Origin of the sequence: Streptomyces tubercidicus (genome assembly GCF_027497495.1) — a bacterium.
GTDB classification, from domain to species: Bacteria; Actinomycetota; Actinomycetes; order Streptomycetales; family Streptomycetaceae; genus Streptomyces; species Streptomyces tubercidicus.
On sequence record NZ_CP114205.1, the window covers coordinates 1,859,016 to 1,876,339 of the forward strand.

A 17,324-nucleotide genomic window follows, 5' to 3' on the forward strand; every position below is an offset into this window, starting at 1 on the left:
GTGCGGGGGCTGGTCCCGGCTCTCGTGCGCGTGCGAGTCCTCGTACGTGGGCTGGCCCCGGCTCTCGTGCGGATGCGGGCTCTCCGCGCCGTACTCGCTGCGGTCGTCGTTCGTCATGCCGCCGCCTCCTTCCCCCTGGCCGAAGCGCTGCGGTCCGCAGCGCCACTGCCGCCGCCTTCAGGCCCCTGGCCTTCCCGGCTTTCCTGGCCTTCCCGGCTGCCTTGGCCTTCCCTGCTGGTCCCGCCGCCTTCGGGGCCCCCGCCGCCGCCATCGTCGTCACCGGCCATACGGAAGTGCGCCAGCTGGGTGGGCGGGCCGACCTCGGGGTCGTCCGGGCCCACCGGGCCGAAGCTCACCTCGTAGCCGTGCCGGTCGGCGACCGCGCCCGCCCACTGCCGGAACTCCTCCCGCGTCCACTCGAATCGGTGGTCGGCATGCCGCACCTGGCCGGCCGGCAGCGACTCCCAGCGCACGTTGTACTCGACATTCGGCGTCGTCACCACGACCGTGCGCGGCCTGGCCGCACCGAACACCGCATACTCCAGCGCCGGCAGCCGCGCCGGATCGACATGCTCGACGACCTCGCTGAGCACCGCCGCGTCGTACCCCTTCAGCCGGCTGTCGGTGTACGCCAGCGACCCCTGTACGAGCCGTATGCGCTCCGACTGCCGCTCGGACATCCGGTCCAGCCGCAGCCGGCGCCGCGCCTCGTGCAGCGCCCGCATCGACACATCCACGCCGACGATCTCGGTGAACTGCCCTTCCTTGAGCAGCGCACCGACCAGCTGGCCCGGCCCGCAGCCCAGGTCGAGCACCCGCGCCGCCCTGGCCGAGCGCAGGACCGTGAGGATCGCCTCCCGCCGCCGGACGGCGAGCGGCACCGGCTTCTCCTCGGTGTCCGCCTCCTCGTCCACGGCGTTGTCGAGCTCCTCGGCGACCACGTCATCCGACTCGGCCAGCCGCTCCAGCTCCAGCCGCTCCATCGCCTGGCGTGTCAGCGACCAGCGCCGCGCGAGATAGCGACCGACGATCAGCCGCTGCTCCGGATGGTCCTCCAGCCAGCCCTCGCCGGCCCGCAGCAGCTTGTCGACCTCGTCCGGCGCGACCCAGTAGTGCTTGGCGTCGTCCAGCACCGGCAGCAGCACATACAGATGCCGCAACGCGTCGGCCAGCCGACACTCCCCTTCCAGGACGAGCCGTACGTAGCGCGAGTCGCCCCACTCCGGGAACGTCTCGTCCAGCGGCAGTGACTCGGCCCGCACCGTCCAACCCAGCGGCCGGAACAGCTTGTCCACCAGCTCCGGGCCGCCCCGGGCAGGCAGCACCGGCACCTCGATACGCAACGGCAGCGCCTGCGCCACCAACTCGGGCCGTGCCGCGCACTGCCCCTTCATCGCGCTCGCGAAGACACTCCGCAGCGCCACCGCCAACAGCGAAGACGCCGCGTACGGGCGGTCGTTGACGTACTGCCCCAGCGCCGAATCCGGCGCGCCGCCACGGCCCTTGCCACGCCCCTTGCGCACCAGGGCGATGGGATCGACCTCCAACAGCAGTGCGGCGGTGCACCGTTGAGCGTCGGCCTCCGGATAGAGGACGTGTGCGGTGCCATGCGACATCGAGAACTGCTGCGCCTTGTCGGGATGCTTGTGCAGCAGGAACCCGAGATCGGTCGCGGGACGGTCAGCGCTGCCGGTGGTCGTTATCGTCAGGAACACCCGTCCGAGTATTCCCGCAACCAACCGACTCCGCACCGAATTTCCAGCAGCACCGCCCCGCCCACCGGACCTCTCGTCGACCTGCGCGCCTGGGCTTCAACCCTTCTCAGCGAGAGCTTCGGCCGGAGTGACGGGCGGCGGCGCTGGGCAAGGCATTGTTATCCCCTCCCTGCCGCTCGTGCGTGATGGTGTACCCACATGCGTGGCATTCCTGAACGTGAGTCCCATCCGCCTTGATATTCGTGGTGTGGTGCTCGGACGGACATCCGTGTTCCGCCATCGTGGCGAGCATGCTGACCTCCGTGATGGATATGGGGCCGGTCGCTGGCACTCTCCCCTCAGCCATCCACATGCGGGTGCGCCGAAGCCTCGCCCACCATCCAAACGAGCGACGCCCCACCGAGTCGCTCCTCGCGCTCCCCACCCCGGCACCTTGACCAAGTCAGGCGCTGCTCTCCAGCCCCTCCCCTCCCTCCCCCTCCCCTCCGCCCCACGTCAGCTCAACTCAGCTCACCCCAACTCAACTCAGCTCACCCCAACTCAACTGCTCACCTCAACTCAACTCAGCTCACCTCAACTCATCCCAGCTCAGCTCAGCTGCGACTGCACCCGCGTCGAGATCAGCTCAAGGTGGTCCAGGTCGTCCAGGTCCAGCATCTGGAGGTAGACACGGGACGCGCCGATCGCGGCATAGCAGCCGATCTTGTCGACGACCTCGGCGGGTGAGCCCGCGAGGCCGTTGGCCTTCAGCTCGTCCACATCGCGCCCGATGGCCGCGGCCCGGCGCGCCACCTCGGCATCGTCCTTTCCGACGCATGCCACAAGGGCGTTGGAGTACACCAGCTCATCGCCCTTCCGCCCGGCGGCCTCGGCGGCCGCCCGCACCCGTCCGAACTGGCGCTCACTGTCTTCGAGCGAGGCGAAGGGGATATTGAACTCATCGGCGTACTGCGCCGCCAGCCGTGGCGTACGTGTCGCACCGTGCCCGCCGACCAGCACCGGCACCTTGCCCTGGGCGGGCTTGGGCAGTGCGGGCGAATTCTCCAGCTGGTAGTAGGTCCCGTCGTAGCTGAACTCCTCTCCTGTCCCGGTGGCCCACAGGCCCGTGATGATCGCCAGCTGCTCCTCCAGCCGCCCGAACTTCTCCTTGGGGAACGGAATGCCGTACGCCTTGTGCTCCTCCTCGAACCAGCCCGCTCCGAGACCGAGTTCGACCCGCCCACCGGACATCTGGTCGACCTGGGCCACCTGGATGGCCAGCACACCCGGCAGCCGGAAGGTGCCCGCCGTCATAAGCGTTCCGAGCCGGATGCGCCGGGTCTCCCGAGCGAGGCCGGCCAGCGTGATCCAGGCGTCGGTCGGGCCGGGCAGCCCGTCGACATTTCCCATCCGCAGATAGTGGTCCGAGCGGAAGAACGCATCGAATCCAAGATCCTCAGTGGCTTTGGCGACCGTCAGCAGGGTGTCGTAGGACGCGCCCTGCTGGGGCTCGGTGAAGATTCGTAGGTCCATACCTCCATCCTGCACTCCGCACGACGCCCCAATCGTCGGAGAGCATTTCCGTGACCCGGCGGTCGGCAGGGCGGGTGGGGTGGGGTGGGGTGGGGCGAGGTGGCCGGGGGGGACGCCGGTGCTGTTACGAGGTTGCGAGCGCCCATGTACGGCGTGGGTGGCGCGGGGGGCCGGGCGCCGGAGGGGAAGCGGGGACAGCGCGGGTCGAGAGCAGCGCAGGGGGCACCGGGGGGACCGTGCAGGCGACGGGGCACCGCTCGGGGCCGGCGTACCGCGTGGTCGCGGTCGGTGCGGTGATGTTGTGCTCAGGTAGCCGTTCTCACGTAGCTGTGCTCAGGCAGTTGTACATCAGGCGGGGTTCCGGTCGCGCACCTCCAGTTTCTCCAGTATTCCGGCCACGCGATCTCTCGATTCGTCGACCGTGTCCATCGCCTCGACGCAGGTCCAGTACATCCCCTCCTCATCCGCCAGCAGCACCACCGCCACCAGCGCTTCGCACACCTCTCGCAGCAGTCGGCACAGGCCGGTTAAAGCCGCCTTGGCATCACGCACCTCGGACAGCTGAGCCGCCCGCAGCCCGCCGGTGACCGACGCCGGGCACAGCAGTCCCCCGCTGAACCGCCCGCCTGCATCGCCCAGTCCCCGGGCCCTGGACCGCACTTCGTACGGCCCGAATATCGCGAGATGGCTGCCGACCGCCTCCGCCAGGGCCTGCGCCTGCCATGCCTCGACTATCACTCCCTGAACCGTGTTCGCCTCTGCCAGCCCGCGCCGACTGGCCGCAATGATCCGCACCGCGTCCATCCGCTCCCTCCTTCCCTCTCCATTCGCATGCACCCTGCACTGTTTCCACTACCCAGAGTGAATGCGAACACCCAAAAAAGCCAGGGGAATTCGCAAATCTGTGGACAAGCAAGGCGGTGTGGAGAGGTTTGTAACTCCGGAGAGTGACAAGTGGTCGCTACGGCCCCGCTCCCTCCCCTCCCGCCCCAGCACCCCCACCCCTCACACCACCGGCACAAGCCACGCGAATCCTCCGAAGCGAACACGGACCGGACCCCCGCCGCGCCCCGGACCCGAAAACGCAGCGGGGGCGGAGCCGGCACCCCCGCCGACCCCGCCCCTGCGCTCCTGGCCCCCGCTCTCCTTGAGCCCCCGCGCCCCCGCGCCCTCGCGCCTCGCGCCCTACTCCTCGCCCTCCCGCGGCCGGTCCGGCCGTGCCGAGCGGACCGCCGGGAAGCGCGACTCATTGCGCTCGATCTTCGCGGCGAGCGCCGCCAGGGCATCGATCCCCAGCGCCTCGCAGAACTGCAGCAGATACGCCAGCACGTCCGCGACCTCGTCCTCGACCCGGCCGGCCTTCCCCGGGTTCGACATCACCTTCGCCGACTCCTCCGGCGTCAACCACTGGAAGATCTCGACGAGTTCGGCGGCCTCGACGCTGAGCGCCGCGGCCAGGTTCTTGGGCGTGTGGTACTGCTGCCAGTCCCGCGCGGCCGCGAATTCGGCCAGGCGTCGCTGCAGCGCATGAAGATCCTCGCTCATACCCCTAGGTGTAGCACCTGTACGCCGGGCAGTCCCTCGGCGGCCGAGGGATCCCGCACCGTCCCCAGCAGCCGTACATGCCCGCGCTCGGTCATCCGCAGGGCCAGCGACACCAGCTCGCGGGCCTGCCTGGGGTCCATACAGCGGTCCATCCCGTCCGCCAGCACCGTCATCTGCTGATGAGCGGACGGGACCTCCCCGACCGGATCCATCGCCAGCACGTCCGGCCCCGTGAGCAGCACCAGCGCCAGCCCAAGAAACCGCAGCTCACCATCGCCCAGCTGCTCGACGGGCAGCTCGCCCAGCTCCCCCCGGTCCAGTACGGCCCGCACACCGGCCCCGCTCGCTGCACCGGCCCGCGCCCCCCACGCACCACCCGGCCCGGCGGCCACACCGGCACCGGCGGCCCCTCCCGCCGCCCCGCCCGCCTGTCGCGCCACGGCCCGCAGCCCCTCGACGGGACCGGCGCATGCCTCCCGTACCGCCGCGACCAGCACCGCATGCCGCCGCGCGCACTCCTGGCTCGTACGCTCCAGCACCGCCGGCAGGTTGTCGCAGGACGGCCGCAGCCGCCCCTCGGCACGCACCCCGTCCCCGTCGCGGCCCCTCGTACCCGCACCGACCGCCCCCACTCCCCGCATGGCCTCCGGCCGTGGGTCGCACACGAAGGCCGACCGCAGCGCGACCACGACCTGTTCGGCCGCCGCGAGCACCAGCCGCTGCCCCGGCGTCTTGCCCGCGACGCGCAACGGCAGCAGCGAGGTGCCGAGCCGGTCGTCGGGCAGCGGGGCACGGGTCACCGGAGTCGCACCCGCCGTATACCAGGCCGCCTGGACCGCGGGACGGGTCGGATCAATGAGCGCGGTGGTCAGCAAGGTCTCGCCGCCACCGGTCAACCGCTCCCCGACGATGCGCAGTTCGGGCTCGGCCTGGACGGCGAGATCGAGACTGACGGGGCCGACCGGGCCGTCGACCGTACAGCCGATACGGAATCCCCGCCGCCCCTGTTCGTCGGGCCGCGCCCCCGCCGGCACACACGCCGCCGGGCTGCCGGCCACCTCCCCCACTGCCCGCGCGAGCGACTCCCCGCTACCGAGCCGGGCGAGGATCTCGTAGGCCTGGAGCGCACTGGACTTACCGCTTCCGCTCTCGCCGCTCAGCAGGGTCAGCCGGGTGAGCGGCAGGGTGACGCCGCGGTGGGATTTGAAGGCGGACAGCCGTAATGCGGTAACCGCCGGCCGCACAGTGTCGGTATGCATGCGGGGACGCTATGCAGCGGCCCGACCGGAGAACCGTTACGCCCAACAGCTCTTCCTACGAACGGGGGATGCCCCCGAGTGCCGTTTCCGCGACCTCGGTGCCGACGGGCGCCAGCAGGAAGACATTGGTGTCGACGCGGTGCATCCCGCTGCCGAGTCCGAAGACGACTCCGCTGGAGAAGTCCAGGATGCGCTTGGCGACATCGGTGTCGGCGCTGCTGAGATCCAGCAGGACGGGGATCTGCGCCATCAGGTACTCGGCGACCTCACGGGCGTCCGCGAAGGTCTGGACGCGGATGACGATGAACCGCCGCATCTGCTCCGCCGGCTCCTCCTCGGGGAGGGCGCGGTGGTCGGGCCAGGAAGGCCATTCGCGACTGCTGCGGAGCGGGACGACCTCGGCGAGCCCTTCCCACTGCTCGTCGGTGGCATCGGGGCCGTTCACCGAATCACCTCACCCAGGGGAGCGCTGGAAGTCTGCGGTATCTGCATCGCACAATTGTAGAGATAAACATATAAAGCCCGGCGGACGCGACACACGCCGCGTCGCGTCCGGTTCCATCCTGCACCATGGCCGCTGACCTGTGCTGACATCCTCGGCAGATATCCTGCGTCGAGATTCTGTGTGCCCGTTCATCCCCCTTGTGACGGAGGTCCGTTCTGTCGTGAGCTCTGAGCCTCCCGGTCGTCGGCAGCGTGGCCTGCGCGGCCTGCGCAAACCCGCGAAGAAGCGGCCCGCGGGGCCACCGCCCGCAGAAGCCCCCGACGACTCCGTCTCACCGGAACCGCCGGCCGAAACCCCCAGCAGCGTCATCAGCGCCGCCCTCTACCGCGACGGCCGCCGGGTCAGTACGCATGACACGCTCGCCGACGCCTTCCGGCAGCAGCGCGCCACCTCCGGCACCCTCGCCTGGATCGGTCTGCACCGCCCCACTCCCGCCGAACTGGTCACCCTGGCCTCGGAGTTCGACCTCCACCCGCTCGCCATCGAAGACGCCCTGGAGGCACACCAGCGGCCCAAACTGGAGCGCTACGGCGGCACCCTCTTCGTGGTGCTGCGCGCCGCGCGCTACCTCGACGATGCCGAGGAGGTCGACTTCGGCGAGCTGCATGTCTTCGTCGGCCGCGACTTCGTGATCACCGTGCGGCACGGCGGCGCGCCCGACCTCTCCGCCGTACGCCAGCGCATGGAGGACACCCCCGAACTCCTCAAGCGCGGCCCCGAAGCCGTCCTCTACGCGATCCTCGACGCGGTCGTCGACGGCTATGCGCCGGTCGTCGACGGCGTCCAGACCGATATCGACGAAATCGAGACCGAGGTCTTCGGCGGCGACCCGCGGGTCTCCCGCCGTATCTATGAACTCTCCCGCGAGGTCGTCGAGTTCCAGCGTGCCACCCGCCCGCTGAACACCATGCTGGAGAGTCTGACCGCGGGCTTCGAGAAATACGCCATCGACGAGGAACTGCGCCGCTATCTGCGCGATGTGGCCGACCACGCACTCCACACCACGGAACGGGTGGACGGCTTCCGGCAGGCCCTGCAGGACATCCTCACCGTCAACGCGACCCTGGTGAACCAGCAGCAGAACGCCGAAATGCGGGCCCTGGCCGAGGCCGGCTTCGAACAGAACGAGGAGATCAAGAAGATCTCCTCCTGGGCGGCGATCCTCTTCGCCCCCACCCTGGTCGGCACCATCTACGGCATGAACTTCGACAGCATGCCGGAGTTGCACTGGGTGTTCGGCTACCCCTTCGCCCTCGTCCTGATGGCAGTGGTGTGCACCAGTTTGTACTTCATCTTCAAACGGCGGGACTGGCTCTGAGCAACCGTCGTGAGACGAGGTCCCGTGATGCAGTGCAGCCCAGATCGCAGGCGCCGGCGACGCATCCGAGACCGCTGGGGAGAATCTGGGGAGAATGAGCCGCGCTCCGATCCGGGCGGTCCCCAGCGCTCGCGAGCATCGGGCCATACAAGCCTCGCCTTTACCGTGCCATCTGGGAAGGCCGTTCAGCACGGAGAGTAGTGGGCCTCCGGGATGCACCAAAGCGAAACAATCGTGGGAGCCGCCTCGCACCACAGCAGGACGGACTTCATCGGCACGGAGCAGGGTGCGTGGCGGGTGGTTTTCGGGCTGAGTCGGGGCATCGTGGCCTTGGGGGTGCTCAGCACCGGGTGCTGGGTTTCGGACGCCGCCGCGCAGGCGGCGGGTGTCCAGAGCCGGGGGGCTCGGTTCGGCCGTCCTGCGCACGCTGCTGGACCGGACCGATTCCGACGGCCTGCCCGTCCACCTGAACGTCCTCCAGGGCAGCTCCGTCCGGCAGCTGTACGAGCGCCACGGGATTCACTGTGGAGGTTCAGGACCCGACCGGCATCTACATGGTGCGACTGCCGGCCACCGTCGCCCTCGGAACGTCACCAGGGCGATCACGGACGCGGGCTGGCCAACATCACCGGCCCCACCACCGGCTGGACCACCACCGAGCAGGTGAGCAAGGGCGGTACGACGACGGTGATGGGCGCCAGCGTGCAGGCGGGGCAGGCCCCGGCGGCCGGAGTGAAGCTGACACTGTCGGCCACCTGGCCGCCCTTCGCCATGGCAACCGCGCACATCGCAAGCTAGCTTGTTGCCTGGTGACGGTGCAGGGGCTTCACGGGCGCCTCGCCCAAGAAGCCACCAACAGAAACCACCTCCGAGCAGAGGACGGTTGACGCTGCTGAGCACGCAAGAGATGTGAACATCGAGTCTCAGCGGGATCCTCGACGCCTCACCGCCAACCGTGGACGACCTCGTAATCGGAAGTTGCCTGCCAGCGGTCTGAAGGTCAGCGATGATGGCAACCGGCCATTCACATGGCTTTCGTTGGGGGTCGGGGTGCATCTGAGTCGGATCAAGGTATGCGGGTTGCGGGCCAGTGCCAAGGACGAGCTGGTCTGCGAGTTGCCTGGGCGGTTCAGCGTTCTGATCGGTGCTAACGGCGCCGGGAATTCCACGATCGCTGACGCCCTCTATCTCGCCCATCCCAGCCGCTTCCCGGCCTTCCCTCGACAGAGTTCCTCCGCGCTCGGCCCCAGGGAGGTCACGCGCAGTATCGACGTCGAGTACTCGCTCGGGCCGGATGCAGCTGCGGAGGGGCGGCTTGGGCAACAGCTGCATCAAGCGCAGTACCAGAGCCTCGGCACAGTCGCGAAGCGCTGGAGCGTCTCCCTCAATCGCAAGCTAGGGACCATCAGCCCCAAGGTCGACCTCCTGCACGGCATGGGTCAGGAGCTTGATCCTTTCAAGCTGATCTACCTGCCGGCCTGGCGTCATCCGCTGGACGAGCTGGCGAGGCGTGAAGCCCGCATGCTCATCGAGCTCCTGCGAGCCCAGCAGCAGCGACTAAACGGGAGTCGCAGCCTGGTGCCTCTTCGAGTGCGCGCTTCCAACCTCCTGGAGGAGCTGGCGAAGGACGACATCATCGACGCCCTTGAGGAGCGAATCCGCGGGCACCTCGCAACGCTGTCAGCCGGTGTCAACCCTCAGTGGCCCTACATCAGAGGGCAGGTCGTTGATGACTCGTATCTAGCCCGCGTTCTGGAACTGATGCTCGCGGTGATGGAAGGGCGCACGACAGCCCGGCCCCTGGAGGTTTCCGGGCTCGGGTACGTCAATCTGCTACATATTGCGGTGACTCTGGCTGCAATACCTGATTCCTCCGAACACCCGCTGATGGAATCCGTTCAAGAACCATCTCAGCGTGAGCAGTCCACCTCTGGCATCGAACCCGTTTCGGAAGAGGCGGAGGAGCAGCAGGTGCGCGAGAGCCTCGTTCAGGCACAGGCCGAAGCGGACTCGGAGGAAGATTCCTTCTTTCCCGCGACTCCCTTTCATGTCACGCTCGTCATCGAGGAACCTGAGGCGCACCTTCACCCCCAGTTGCAGCATGCTCTCACCCGGTATCTGCGCAAAACCGTCAAAGCACGGCCAGAGTTGCAGGTCATCCTCTCCAGCCACGCCACCGACGTCATCACCTCGTGCGACCCTGAACAACTCGTCGTCGTACGGCAGACCGATTGCGGAAGAGTCTGCCGCACAGTGGCCAACGTTGTGCCGACGAAGCATCGCAAGGCGACGCTCAGGATGACACGTCTGCACCTGGACGCCAGCCGATCCGCTGCCCTGTTCGCCGAGCGCCTTGTCCTAGGGCGTTTCCTCCGGATCATCTGATCGTTGATCTGGTTGTGTCGTTAACTGACGTGCAGTGGACCCGGATTGAGCCGTTGCTGCCGGACCGGACACCCCGGAGGGGTGGTCGGTGGCGGGATCACCGGCAGGTGATCGACGCGATCGCGTTCAAGTACCGGACCGGCTGTCCGTGGATGGACCTGCCCGCCGAATTCGGGTCGTGGAAAGGCGCCCACAACCGGCTGCGGAAGTGGGCGGCCGACGGCACGTGGGAACGGATCTTCACTGCGCTCCTGGCCCAGGCCGACGCCGAAGGTGACCTCGACTGGGTTGTCGCGGTCGACTCCACGATCGTCCGTGCCCACCAGCACGCCGTCGGCGCCCGTCAAAAGGGGCCCCGGCCGACGAGCCCGCCGACCATGCCCTCGGACGGTCCCGCGGCGGACTGACCACCAAAATCCACCTCGCCGTGGACGGCCGGTGCAGGCCCCTCGCCTTCATCCTGACGCCTGGCCAGGCAGGGGACGCCCCCGCATTCGAGCAGGTCATGGCCAAGATCCGAGTCCCCCGACAGCGCGGACGGCCACGGGTGCGGCCCAGCACCGTCCTGGCCGACAAGGCGTACTCGTCCCGCGCGATCCGTGACCACCTGCGCAACCGCGGGATCCGGGCGGTCATCCCGCTGTCGGCCGACCAGATCGCCAACCGCAGGCGGCGGGGCCGTGCCGGAGGCCGCCCGCCCGCCTGCGACAAGATTGCCTACAAGCAGCGGAACACGGTCGAGCGCTGCATCAACAAACTCAAGCAGTGGCGCGGCCTCGCCACCCGCTACGACAAGACCGCCACCATTTACCAAGCAGCACTCCACCTGGCGGCCATCCACATCTGGTCCGCACGATGATCCGAAAGAAACGGCCTAGCCCCGATCCGCAGGGGCCCGATGGTTAAACGCCAAGCTGAGAGGCTGTCCCTGGTTCCGCATGCTCGGGGGATGGTCCCGAGGAGCTGGCAGTGTTTGCCGGTAACCGGATCCTCTCCCCCCGCCCGCGGGGACGTCCCCTCGGCCTTCGCTGTGGCGGTCTGCTCTCCCGTCCCGGGGGGCCGCGTCAGCGGTGACGATCCTTCAGCGAGACGGGACGGTGCCGGCTGGTGTTGGTTCACGAAGTCCGACCGGATGACGCAGTTGTGGTTTCGCGAATGCCGGAGTTGGTGGAAGTGGTTCAGAACGGTGCTGTACGCGTGCAACGATGCAGGTTACGAGGCATACTCCCCGCGCCCGCGGGGATGGCCCCCGTGTCCCCTCTATCCGCGACCTCGCGGCGGACTGCTCCCGCGCCCGCAGGGATGGCCCCGAAGCCGCCAAGTGGATGGTGCGGTTCTCCATGTGCTCTCTGCGCCCGCAGGGATGGCCCCAGGGTGGTCCAGGTCGACCGCTGTGCGGGGTCGTGCTCCCCGCACCCGCGGGGATGGTCCCGCGACAGCGGGAAAGACGGTATCCCGCGGTGAGTGCTCCCCGCACGCGCGGGGATGGCCCCTCTGCGGAGGCGCACGAGCGACCTTCCGCATCCTGCTCCCCGCGCCCGCGCGGATGGCCCCGACCCCAGAGCGCATCATGGCCGCCCTGCCGGCTGCTCCCCGCCCGCGCGGGATGACCCCGTCGGCGTACTCGACGCCGAGGCGCACGGGCTCTGCTCCCGCCCGCGCGGGGATGGCCCCGCCTGCGCGGGGATGGCCTCCCGGGCGAACGCGGCCTAGCGAAACTGCTCGGCGTCGTCGCGGCGCAGGAAGGAGCGGATGTCATCGAGGCCATCGAGGGCTCGTCCATCGACATCCGACGGGTCCAGCTCGGCCCGGGTCGCCAGAGACTCGGCCAGCGCAACCGCTCGGTCACTGAGTTGTCCGAACCTGCGGGCCGTGTGCCCCAAGCACAGGCCAGCCAGCCCAAGCAGCTGGCTCCCAGCCGCCGCCCTCGATCCCACCTTGATACAGCAGTGCTCGATGAACGCTCGATCGTCGTCGTTCAAGGCGATGCCGACCAACGCGACTGCTGCTGGGGCTTCCAGCGCGCTGTCATCAAGTGCCCTTTCCACTGCCTTGGCCACGACGTCATGGGGTAGCGCGGGGGGATTCTCGAACGTGCGGTGGGAGTGCGTCACGCAGTGAGGCTACGCGGTGCACATGGACGCGCAGCGCGAAGCTCTACCCCCGGAGTCAGGGGCATACGAGGGGAAGGTTGCCTGATGCGGTACTAGTCGGCGGGTGGGCGCTACTTTGACACGCTAATCGCTTGTCGGGCGTGACTCGTTCCGGCGCCAGGTGAGGGCGACGGTGAAGTTGGCGGTGCTGCCAGCCGCGGCGATGAACGCGCCGGCCTTGGAGTGCAGGCTGAGGCCGAACTCGACATGAATCCCGTCGAAGGACTGTGCGATCGCCCGGAGTTGGTAGCACGTGAGCGGATGACGAGATCCCGTACGCCAGCTGCACGCGGAGTCCGGATCCGGTGCCAGCGGTCGGGGTCTACCGGGAAGATGTGAGGTTCAGTCGCCGTGGGTCCATGTGCGCAGGGCTGCTGCGATGTCGCGTACGGATAGCTGCCCGGACGCGCTCTGGGCGACGAGGTCTGCTGCCTGGTCTGTGGCCACCTTCACGGGTCGGCCACTGGCACGGAGGTACGCGGCGGCGATGGTGACCGCGAACAGCTCGTTGGAGTGCTCCAGTGCAGGGAGCCGGACGAGGGACTGCAAGAGCGCCGCGGCCCGGTGGTGCGGCTCTGGGTAGACGGTGTTGCCCATCACGACGGCGCAGTGCCGGGCTCGGGCGGCTTCCAGGGCTCCGTAATCGAGTACGTCGGGGTCCCCCGGGAGCTGTTCCTGGGCGGTCTGCAGGAGCCAGCTCAGGTCGACGGTTAAGATCACGCGGCTTTGTCTCCAGTGGCGTGCGGGCCGAAGCGCTCAGCGAATCCGGCGGCGTGCTCGCTGATGAACTCCCCTGCGCCGGTGAGGAACCGTGCACGAGCCACGTCGTCGGCGAGCATGCGGGCAGCGTACTCCTCGGCGGGCACGTGCTCGCTGGCCGCGAGGATTTGGAGCTCGTCGTAGACGTCGTCCGTGACGCTGATGCGCAGTTCGCGTCCGTTGGGGTTCGGAGTCTGAGCGTTCATGTCGGTCTCCTGGCGGGTGGAGAACAAGGACCTGGATCGACAGTCCAGGGGCGTGGCGGAGGGACTTGCGTCCGGTTGGCGGTCCGGCTTGCTAATCCCGTGTCTCACGGTACCGAAAGTGAACCTGGGTTGCCTTTCCTTCGAGAGCCGTGGAGCAGCGCGCAGTTGACTGATCGGGCGCTGGGGCGCTGCCACACGGCGAGGATGTCTCTTACCCTCGGCTCGTGCCCCGCCATCCGAAGACGCCCCGCCGGCTGGTCGCCGACGGGCGCGTGTACTTGTGGACGCTTCGCCACAGCCACCATGTGCTGGATAGCGGCCGGGCCGCGGACTGTCGCGAGATCCTGACGCTGTACCCGCAGCCGGATGGCACCGGCGGCCCGCTGCGCATCGTTTTCGTCGAGGCTCCCGGCCGGTACGTTCCGGGAGGGTTCCCCATGGGCTCTGGGGACGTGGGGTATGTTCGGGGCGCCGCCCTCAACCTGCACGAACCGGGCGCCGTCCGGGCCCTGCTCGACGCGGCTGCGGCCCGCGGGTGGCAGCCGGGGCAACAGCGCGCGGCGGAGGTCGACGGCTGGTCCTTGCTCGACTGCTGCCCTTTGCCCGATACCGGCATCCAACCACAGGCCCGTACGCCGGGCGGCGAAACCCCCTAAATCGAACACACGATCCCTTTCGCCTCCGGTAGAGGTGTCCTCGCTGTGCGCACGACGAGCAGGCGTTCCCTTCGGGGTTGTAGCGGCGGCGCCACCAGGGCCAGTCGAGGCAGGAGGGGCACTGGGTGTGCGGGGGCCGTACGGGCAGGTCGCAGGCGCCGTCGTTGCCAGTACACTCGGCCATGGGCGGCCGGTAGGCCACGGCCTCGCCGGGTGTGCGGTCGGCGGCGGAGGCCGACTCCTTCACCTCGGCGAGGTCGTCGTCGGTCTCGCGCTGCGGGACCAGGAGGCTGCTCCCCGCGGGTGCGGGGATGGCCCCTCGGACTGTGGGACCGAGAGTTGGACGGCATACTGCTCCCCGCACGCGCGGGGATGGTCCCCAGTCCGTGTTCCAGGACAAGCCCGTGGACTGCTGCTCCCCGCACTCGCAGGGATGTCCCAACGAGACGAGGGGCCCGGCCAGCGCGGCTGCGGATCTGCTCCCTCGGCGTGAGGCTGCTCCCTGTACCCGCGGGGATGGTCCCGGCAGCAGGGCCAGTCGTACGCCTGCAGATCGTTGCTCCCTGCACCCCGGGGGCGCCACCTCGGCCTTGGTCGCGAGGGCCTGCTCTCCGCGTCAGGTGTCCACCTCGGCGGTGACGGTCCTTCAGCGAGCGGGATGGTGCTGGCGCTGTTCGCGAAGACCATTTGGAGGAGGCGGTGGCGATGTCGTGTATGTCGGAGTTGATGGAAGTGGTTCAAATCCGGGCTGTGCGCATGTAACGATGCAGGTCACGAAGCCTGCTCCCCGCGCCTGCGGGGATGGCCCCAAGCCCTTGTGTTCCCGGTCCTGGTTGACTCGCTGCTCCCCGCGCCTGCGGGGATGGCCCCGTTCCAGGGCTGGTCCTCGCGGGGGCTGCCTGCTGCTCCCCGCGCCTGCGGGGATGGCCCCGGGTGGCAGTGCTGGCCGAGCTGGGGGTGTTTCTGCTCCCCGCGCCCGCGGGGATGACTCCCGGCGACGCCGTTGCCTGCCGCCGCGACCTCAACCCGCCCTCTTCCCCGCACCTGCAGGGACGCCGCCTGGGCCTTGGTCCGGGGACCTGTGTCCCGCACCGGGTGTCCGCCTCGGCGGTGACGGTCCTTCAGCGAGCTGGGAGGGTGCTGGCGCTGTTCACTAAGGCCAACTGGAGGTGGTGGCGGCGGTGTCGTGTATGTCGGAGTGGATGTAAGTGGTTCAAATCCGTGCTGTGCGGGTGTAATGATGCAGGTCACGAAGACTGCTCCCCGCATCCGCGGGGATGGTCCCTGGGTCACCACAGACGAAATCTGCGATAACGTCTGCTCCCCGCACCCGCGGGGATGGTCCCCCCCCGGCCGCTTCGATCCTGCGGGCCGAGCGCTGCTCCCCGGGGAACGCGTGACGCTTAGTGATCTTTCCGGCGAATGCGGGGGAATCTTCGAACCTCCGCACAAGGGCTTCGATGACGGCAGACTCCTACTCGGGCAATTCCACTCAGGCACAGCTGGGTGGAACTTGGCAGTCCACCGCGCCGCTTCTCTCGGGTTTGCGCCTTGCCCCGACGGGCGCGGGCAGATCACCGCTGGTGGAGGCGGTGAAACGGCCCGAGAAACGTCCGCGACAGGTGCCGCGGACGGGCCCTGCCCGAAGTGAACCGCTAGCTCAGCCCAGTCGAGGGCTGTCCCACACTGGGTCATCTGGGGCTGGGCGGCCAGTGAGTCGACGGAGGGGCGGACCAGGCGAGGTCAGTTGCTGACGGACCTGTTCATTGAAAGCGAGACGAGTGGCTTCGACCCTTTCTCGCAGCGCAAACCAGTTGTCAGGTGTACTCGGCCCGCGCTTCAGTTCCAGGTGCACGCGCCAGATCTCTTCATCGAGGGCATTAGCTGCTTCGACGATGTTGTGGTCTGCGACGAGACTCAACTCAGCAAGTGCTTCATTCCACGTCCGCCAGTCCGGAGTGGCCGACGATGATCTGCACCGTCCGCTCAACACGGACAGTGCGACGAGTAAGGTCGATGATTCGCGCAGTACGGCCACGCACGCATTTGTTTGCCGGTCGAGCGACCATTGGCGGTGCTGAGATCGCCTGCTCAGCGCGGCGCCCGTCACGACACCTATGAGTGTGGTCAGAGCCGCGCTCGTCGTCGTCAATATCGCATCCCACGGTGTCCCCATGTCCGGCAGTGTCTCGTAGCACCGCGGATACGGGACAGATGGGAGCCCAGCGCCGGTCTCTGATTGACATTGGAGACTCGGTTTGATCGTTACGATTCGTGATCGCTGCAAGGGACGCTGACCAAGTAAAGACCAGTCGAACAAGGCTCGGGCCAAGACGGACCACGTTAGAGCCCGCCGAGGTTTGACGAGATCGGCGTGATGCCGCGTTGAGCTGGCCTTATGAGTTCCCGGCTCGTGGCGCGTGCGGCGGCGAGGTCATCGTTCCGCTCGGCGAGTTCGGCCTGGAAGTTGAGGATCTGCTGCTCCAGTTCGCCGATCCGGTGGGTAAGCGTTTTGACGTCGGTGGGGCGCCGAGGCCGGAGGCTCCCCTGGGCAGAACCAGGGGAGCGGAAGGAGCGGCGGCTGCTCCCCGCATCCGGGGATGGCCCGGCGGCGGTTGAGCCTCTCGCGGTCCGCCGGCCTGCTGCCCGCGTGACGAGGGCCGGCAGGGTGCAAATACTGCAATGGTCGGAGTTGGCGTAAGTGGTTCAGAACCGTGGTGTGCACGTGTAACGATGCAGGTCGCGAAGTCTGCTCCCCGTACGCACGGGGATGGCCCGAGCAGCTTCAACTCCACTACATCCAGGCCGAGCTGCTCCCCGTACGCACGGGGATGGCCCCACCCCGCAGGACGCCCGGCGTACCTCGGTCCGCTGCTCCCCGTACGCACGGGGATAGAGACCGGCGTTGTGCCAGCGCTCCTGCTCCCCGCACCCGCGGGGATGGTCCCGAGTCAGGTGACGCGATGGCGCTTGGCCACCACTGCTCCCCGCCCGCGCGGATCCGGACAGCACAGGAACCGCCGACATCGACGCGGCAGGACACAGAGCCCGACGAGGACTCCGGACCCGTTACCGAGTGAACGGCTCCAGGACGGCACCCGGCATCCCGGCCAGGTTCCCCACCGCGCGCCCGGTTCCGGCCGAGCGGCCCGCACGAGCCTGATCGACCGGATCGAGATCACCCCGAGGAAAGCCAGGTTCTCCTGGTGGGAATGGGCAGGTGAGCGGACTCGGGCTTCATGAGGAGGCTCCTGCCAGCCGGGCGAAGCGCTCGGCCCGGCTCAGGTCGGCGGCTTTGCCCTCGCACCCGC

14 protein-coding genes and 1 pseudogene are annotated in these 17,324 nt (G+C 68.5%); 4 read left to right on the forward strand and 11 right to left on the reverse strand.

Features of this window, described 5'->3' with window-relative positions:
• Positions 1-113 precede the first annotated feature (113 nt).
• The 6 genes from STRTU_RS07950 to STRTU_RS07975 all read right to left on the reverse strand — a co-directional run bounded on the left by STRTU_RS07950 (position 114) and on the right by STRTU_RS07975 (position 6,476).
• Entirely contained in the window at positions 114-1,715 is a 1,602-nt protein-coding gene (locus STRTU_RS07950; protein WP_159742901.1) for a 3' terminal RNA ribose 2'-O-methyltransferase Hen1, read from the reverse strand.
• A gap of 588 nt (positions 1,716-2,303) precedes the next feature.
• Entirely contained in the window at positions 2,304-3,227 is a 924-nt protein-coding gene (locus STRTU_RS07955; protein WP_159742902.1) for an LLM class F420-dependent oxidoreductase, read from the reverse strand.
• Between the two features lie 348 nt (positions 3,228-3,575).
• Positions 3,576-4,031: a DUF6099 family protein gene (locus STRTU_RS07960; RefSeq protein ID WP_159742903.1), complete on the reverse strand. Its 456-nt coding sequence runs from the start codon at positions 4,029-4,031 to the stop codon at positions 3,576-3,578.
• Between the two features lie 381 nt (positions 4,032-4,412).
• Positions 4,413-4,772, reverse strand: coding sequence for a nucleotide pyrophosphohydrolase (locus STRTU_RS07965; RefSeq protein ID WP_018088816.1), 360 nt, complete (start codon positions 4,770-4,772; stop codon positions 4,413-4,415).
• Positions 4,769-6,031, reverse strand: a complete 1,263-nt coding sequence (locus STRTU_RS07970; protein WP_159742904.1) for a biotin transporter BioY — start codon at positions 6,029-6,031, stop codon at positions 4,769-4,771. Before STRTU_RS07970 ends, STRTU_RS07965 begins: the two co-directional genes overlap by 4 nt.
• A 55-nt stretch (positions 6,032-6,086) precedes the next feature.
• Positions 6,087-6,476, reverse strand: a complete 390-nt coding sequence (locus STRTU_RS07975) for a cell division protein SepF (protein WP_159742905.1) — start codon at positions 6,474-6,476, stop codon at positions 6,087-6,089.
• 220 nt (positions 6,477-6,696) lie between these two features.
• Here STRTU_RS07975 and STRTU_RS07980 point away from each other — a divergent pair, with 220 nt between their 5' ends.
• Positions 6,697-7,854, forward strand: coding sequence for a magnesium and cobalt transport protein CorA (locus tag STRTU_RS07980; protein WP_159742906.1), 1,158 nt, complete (start codon positions 6,697-6,699; stop codon positions 7,852-7,854).
• A gap of 602 nt (positions 7,855-8,456) precedes the next feature.
• Here STRTU_RS07980 and STRTU_RS07985 read toward each other — a convergent pair.
• Complete coding sequence (locus STRTU_RS07985; RefSeq protein WP_167539104.1) at positions 8,457-8,642, reverse strand: hypothetical protein; 186 nt, start codon at positions 8,640-8,642, stop codon at positions 8,457-8,459.
• Positions 8,643-8,763: 121 nt separating this feature from the next.
• Here STRTU_RS07985 and STRTU_RS07990 point away from each other — a divergent pair, with 121 nt between their 5' ends.
• Complete coding sequence (locus STRTU_RS07990) at positions 8,764-10,239, forward strand: ATP-dependent nuclease (protein WP_159742907.1); 1,476 nt, start codon at positions 8,764-8,766, stop codon at positions 10,237-10,239.
• Positions 10,236-11,098, forward strand: a pseudogene (locus STRTU_RS07995) (IS5 family transposase). The gene STRTU_RS07990 and the pseudogene STRTU_RS07995 overlap by 4 nt, the downstream one beginning before the upstream one ends.
• 850 nt (positions 11,099-11,948) lie before the next feature.
• Here the strand turns inward: STRTU_RS07995 and STRTU_RS08000 are convergent.
• The 4 genes from STRTU_RS08000 to STRTU_RS08010 form a co-directional block, all read right to left on the reverse strand.
• On the reverse strand, positions 11,949-12,353 hold the full coding sequence (locus STRTU_RS08000; protein WP_159742908.1) for a hypothetical protein: 405 nt from the start codon (positions 12,351-12,353) through the stop codon (positions 11,949-11,951).
• 123 nt (positions 12,354-12,476) lie between these two features.
• Positions 12,477-12,704 carry a CU044_2847 family protein gene (locus STRTU_RS36135; protein ID WP_371873669.1) on the reverse strand — a complete coding sequence of 76 codons (228 nt, stop codon included), beginning with the start codon at positions 12,702-12,704 and terminating at the stop codon, positions 12,477-12,479.
• Between the two features lie 30 nt (positions 12,705-12,734).
• Positions 12,735-13,112: a fic family toxin-antitoxin system, toxin component gene (locus STRTU_RS08005; protein WP_159742909.1), complete on the reverse strand. Its 378-nt coding sequence runs from the start codon at positions 13,110-13,112 to the stop codon at positions 12,735-12,737.
• Positions 13,109-13,357 carry a hypothetical protein gene (locus STRTU_RS08010; protein WP_159742910.1) on the reverse strand — a complete coding sequence of 83 codons (249 nt, stop codon included), beginning with the start codon at positions 13,355-13,357 and terminating at the stop codon, positions 13,109-13,111. The genes STRTU_RS08005 and STRTU_RS08010 overlap by 4 nt, the downstream gene beginning before the upstream one ends.
• A gap of 224 nt (positions 13,358-13,581) precedes the next feature.
• On the opposite strand from STRTU_RS08010, the gene STRTU_RS08015 reads away from it, so the two are divergent.
• Positions 13,582-14,013 carry a hypothetical protein gene (locus STRTU_RS08015; protein WP_246240239.1) on the forward strand — a complete coding sequence of 144 codons (432 nt, stop codon included), beginning with the start codon at positions 13,582-13,584 and terminating at the stop codon, positions 14,011-14,013.
• Positions 14,014-17,324: the final 3,311 nt, after the last annotated feature.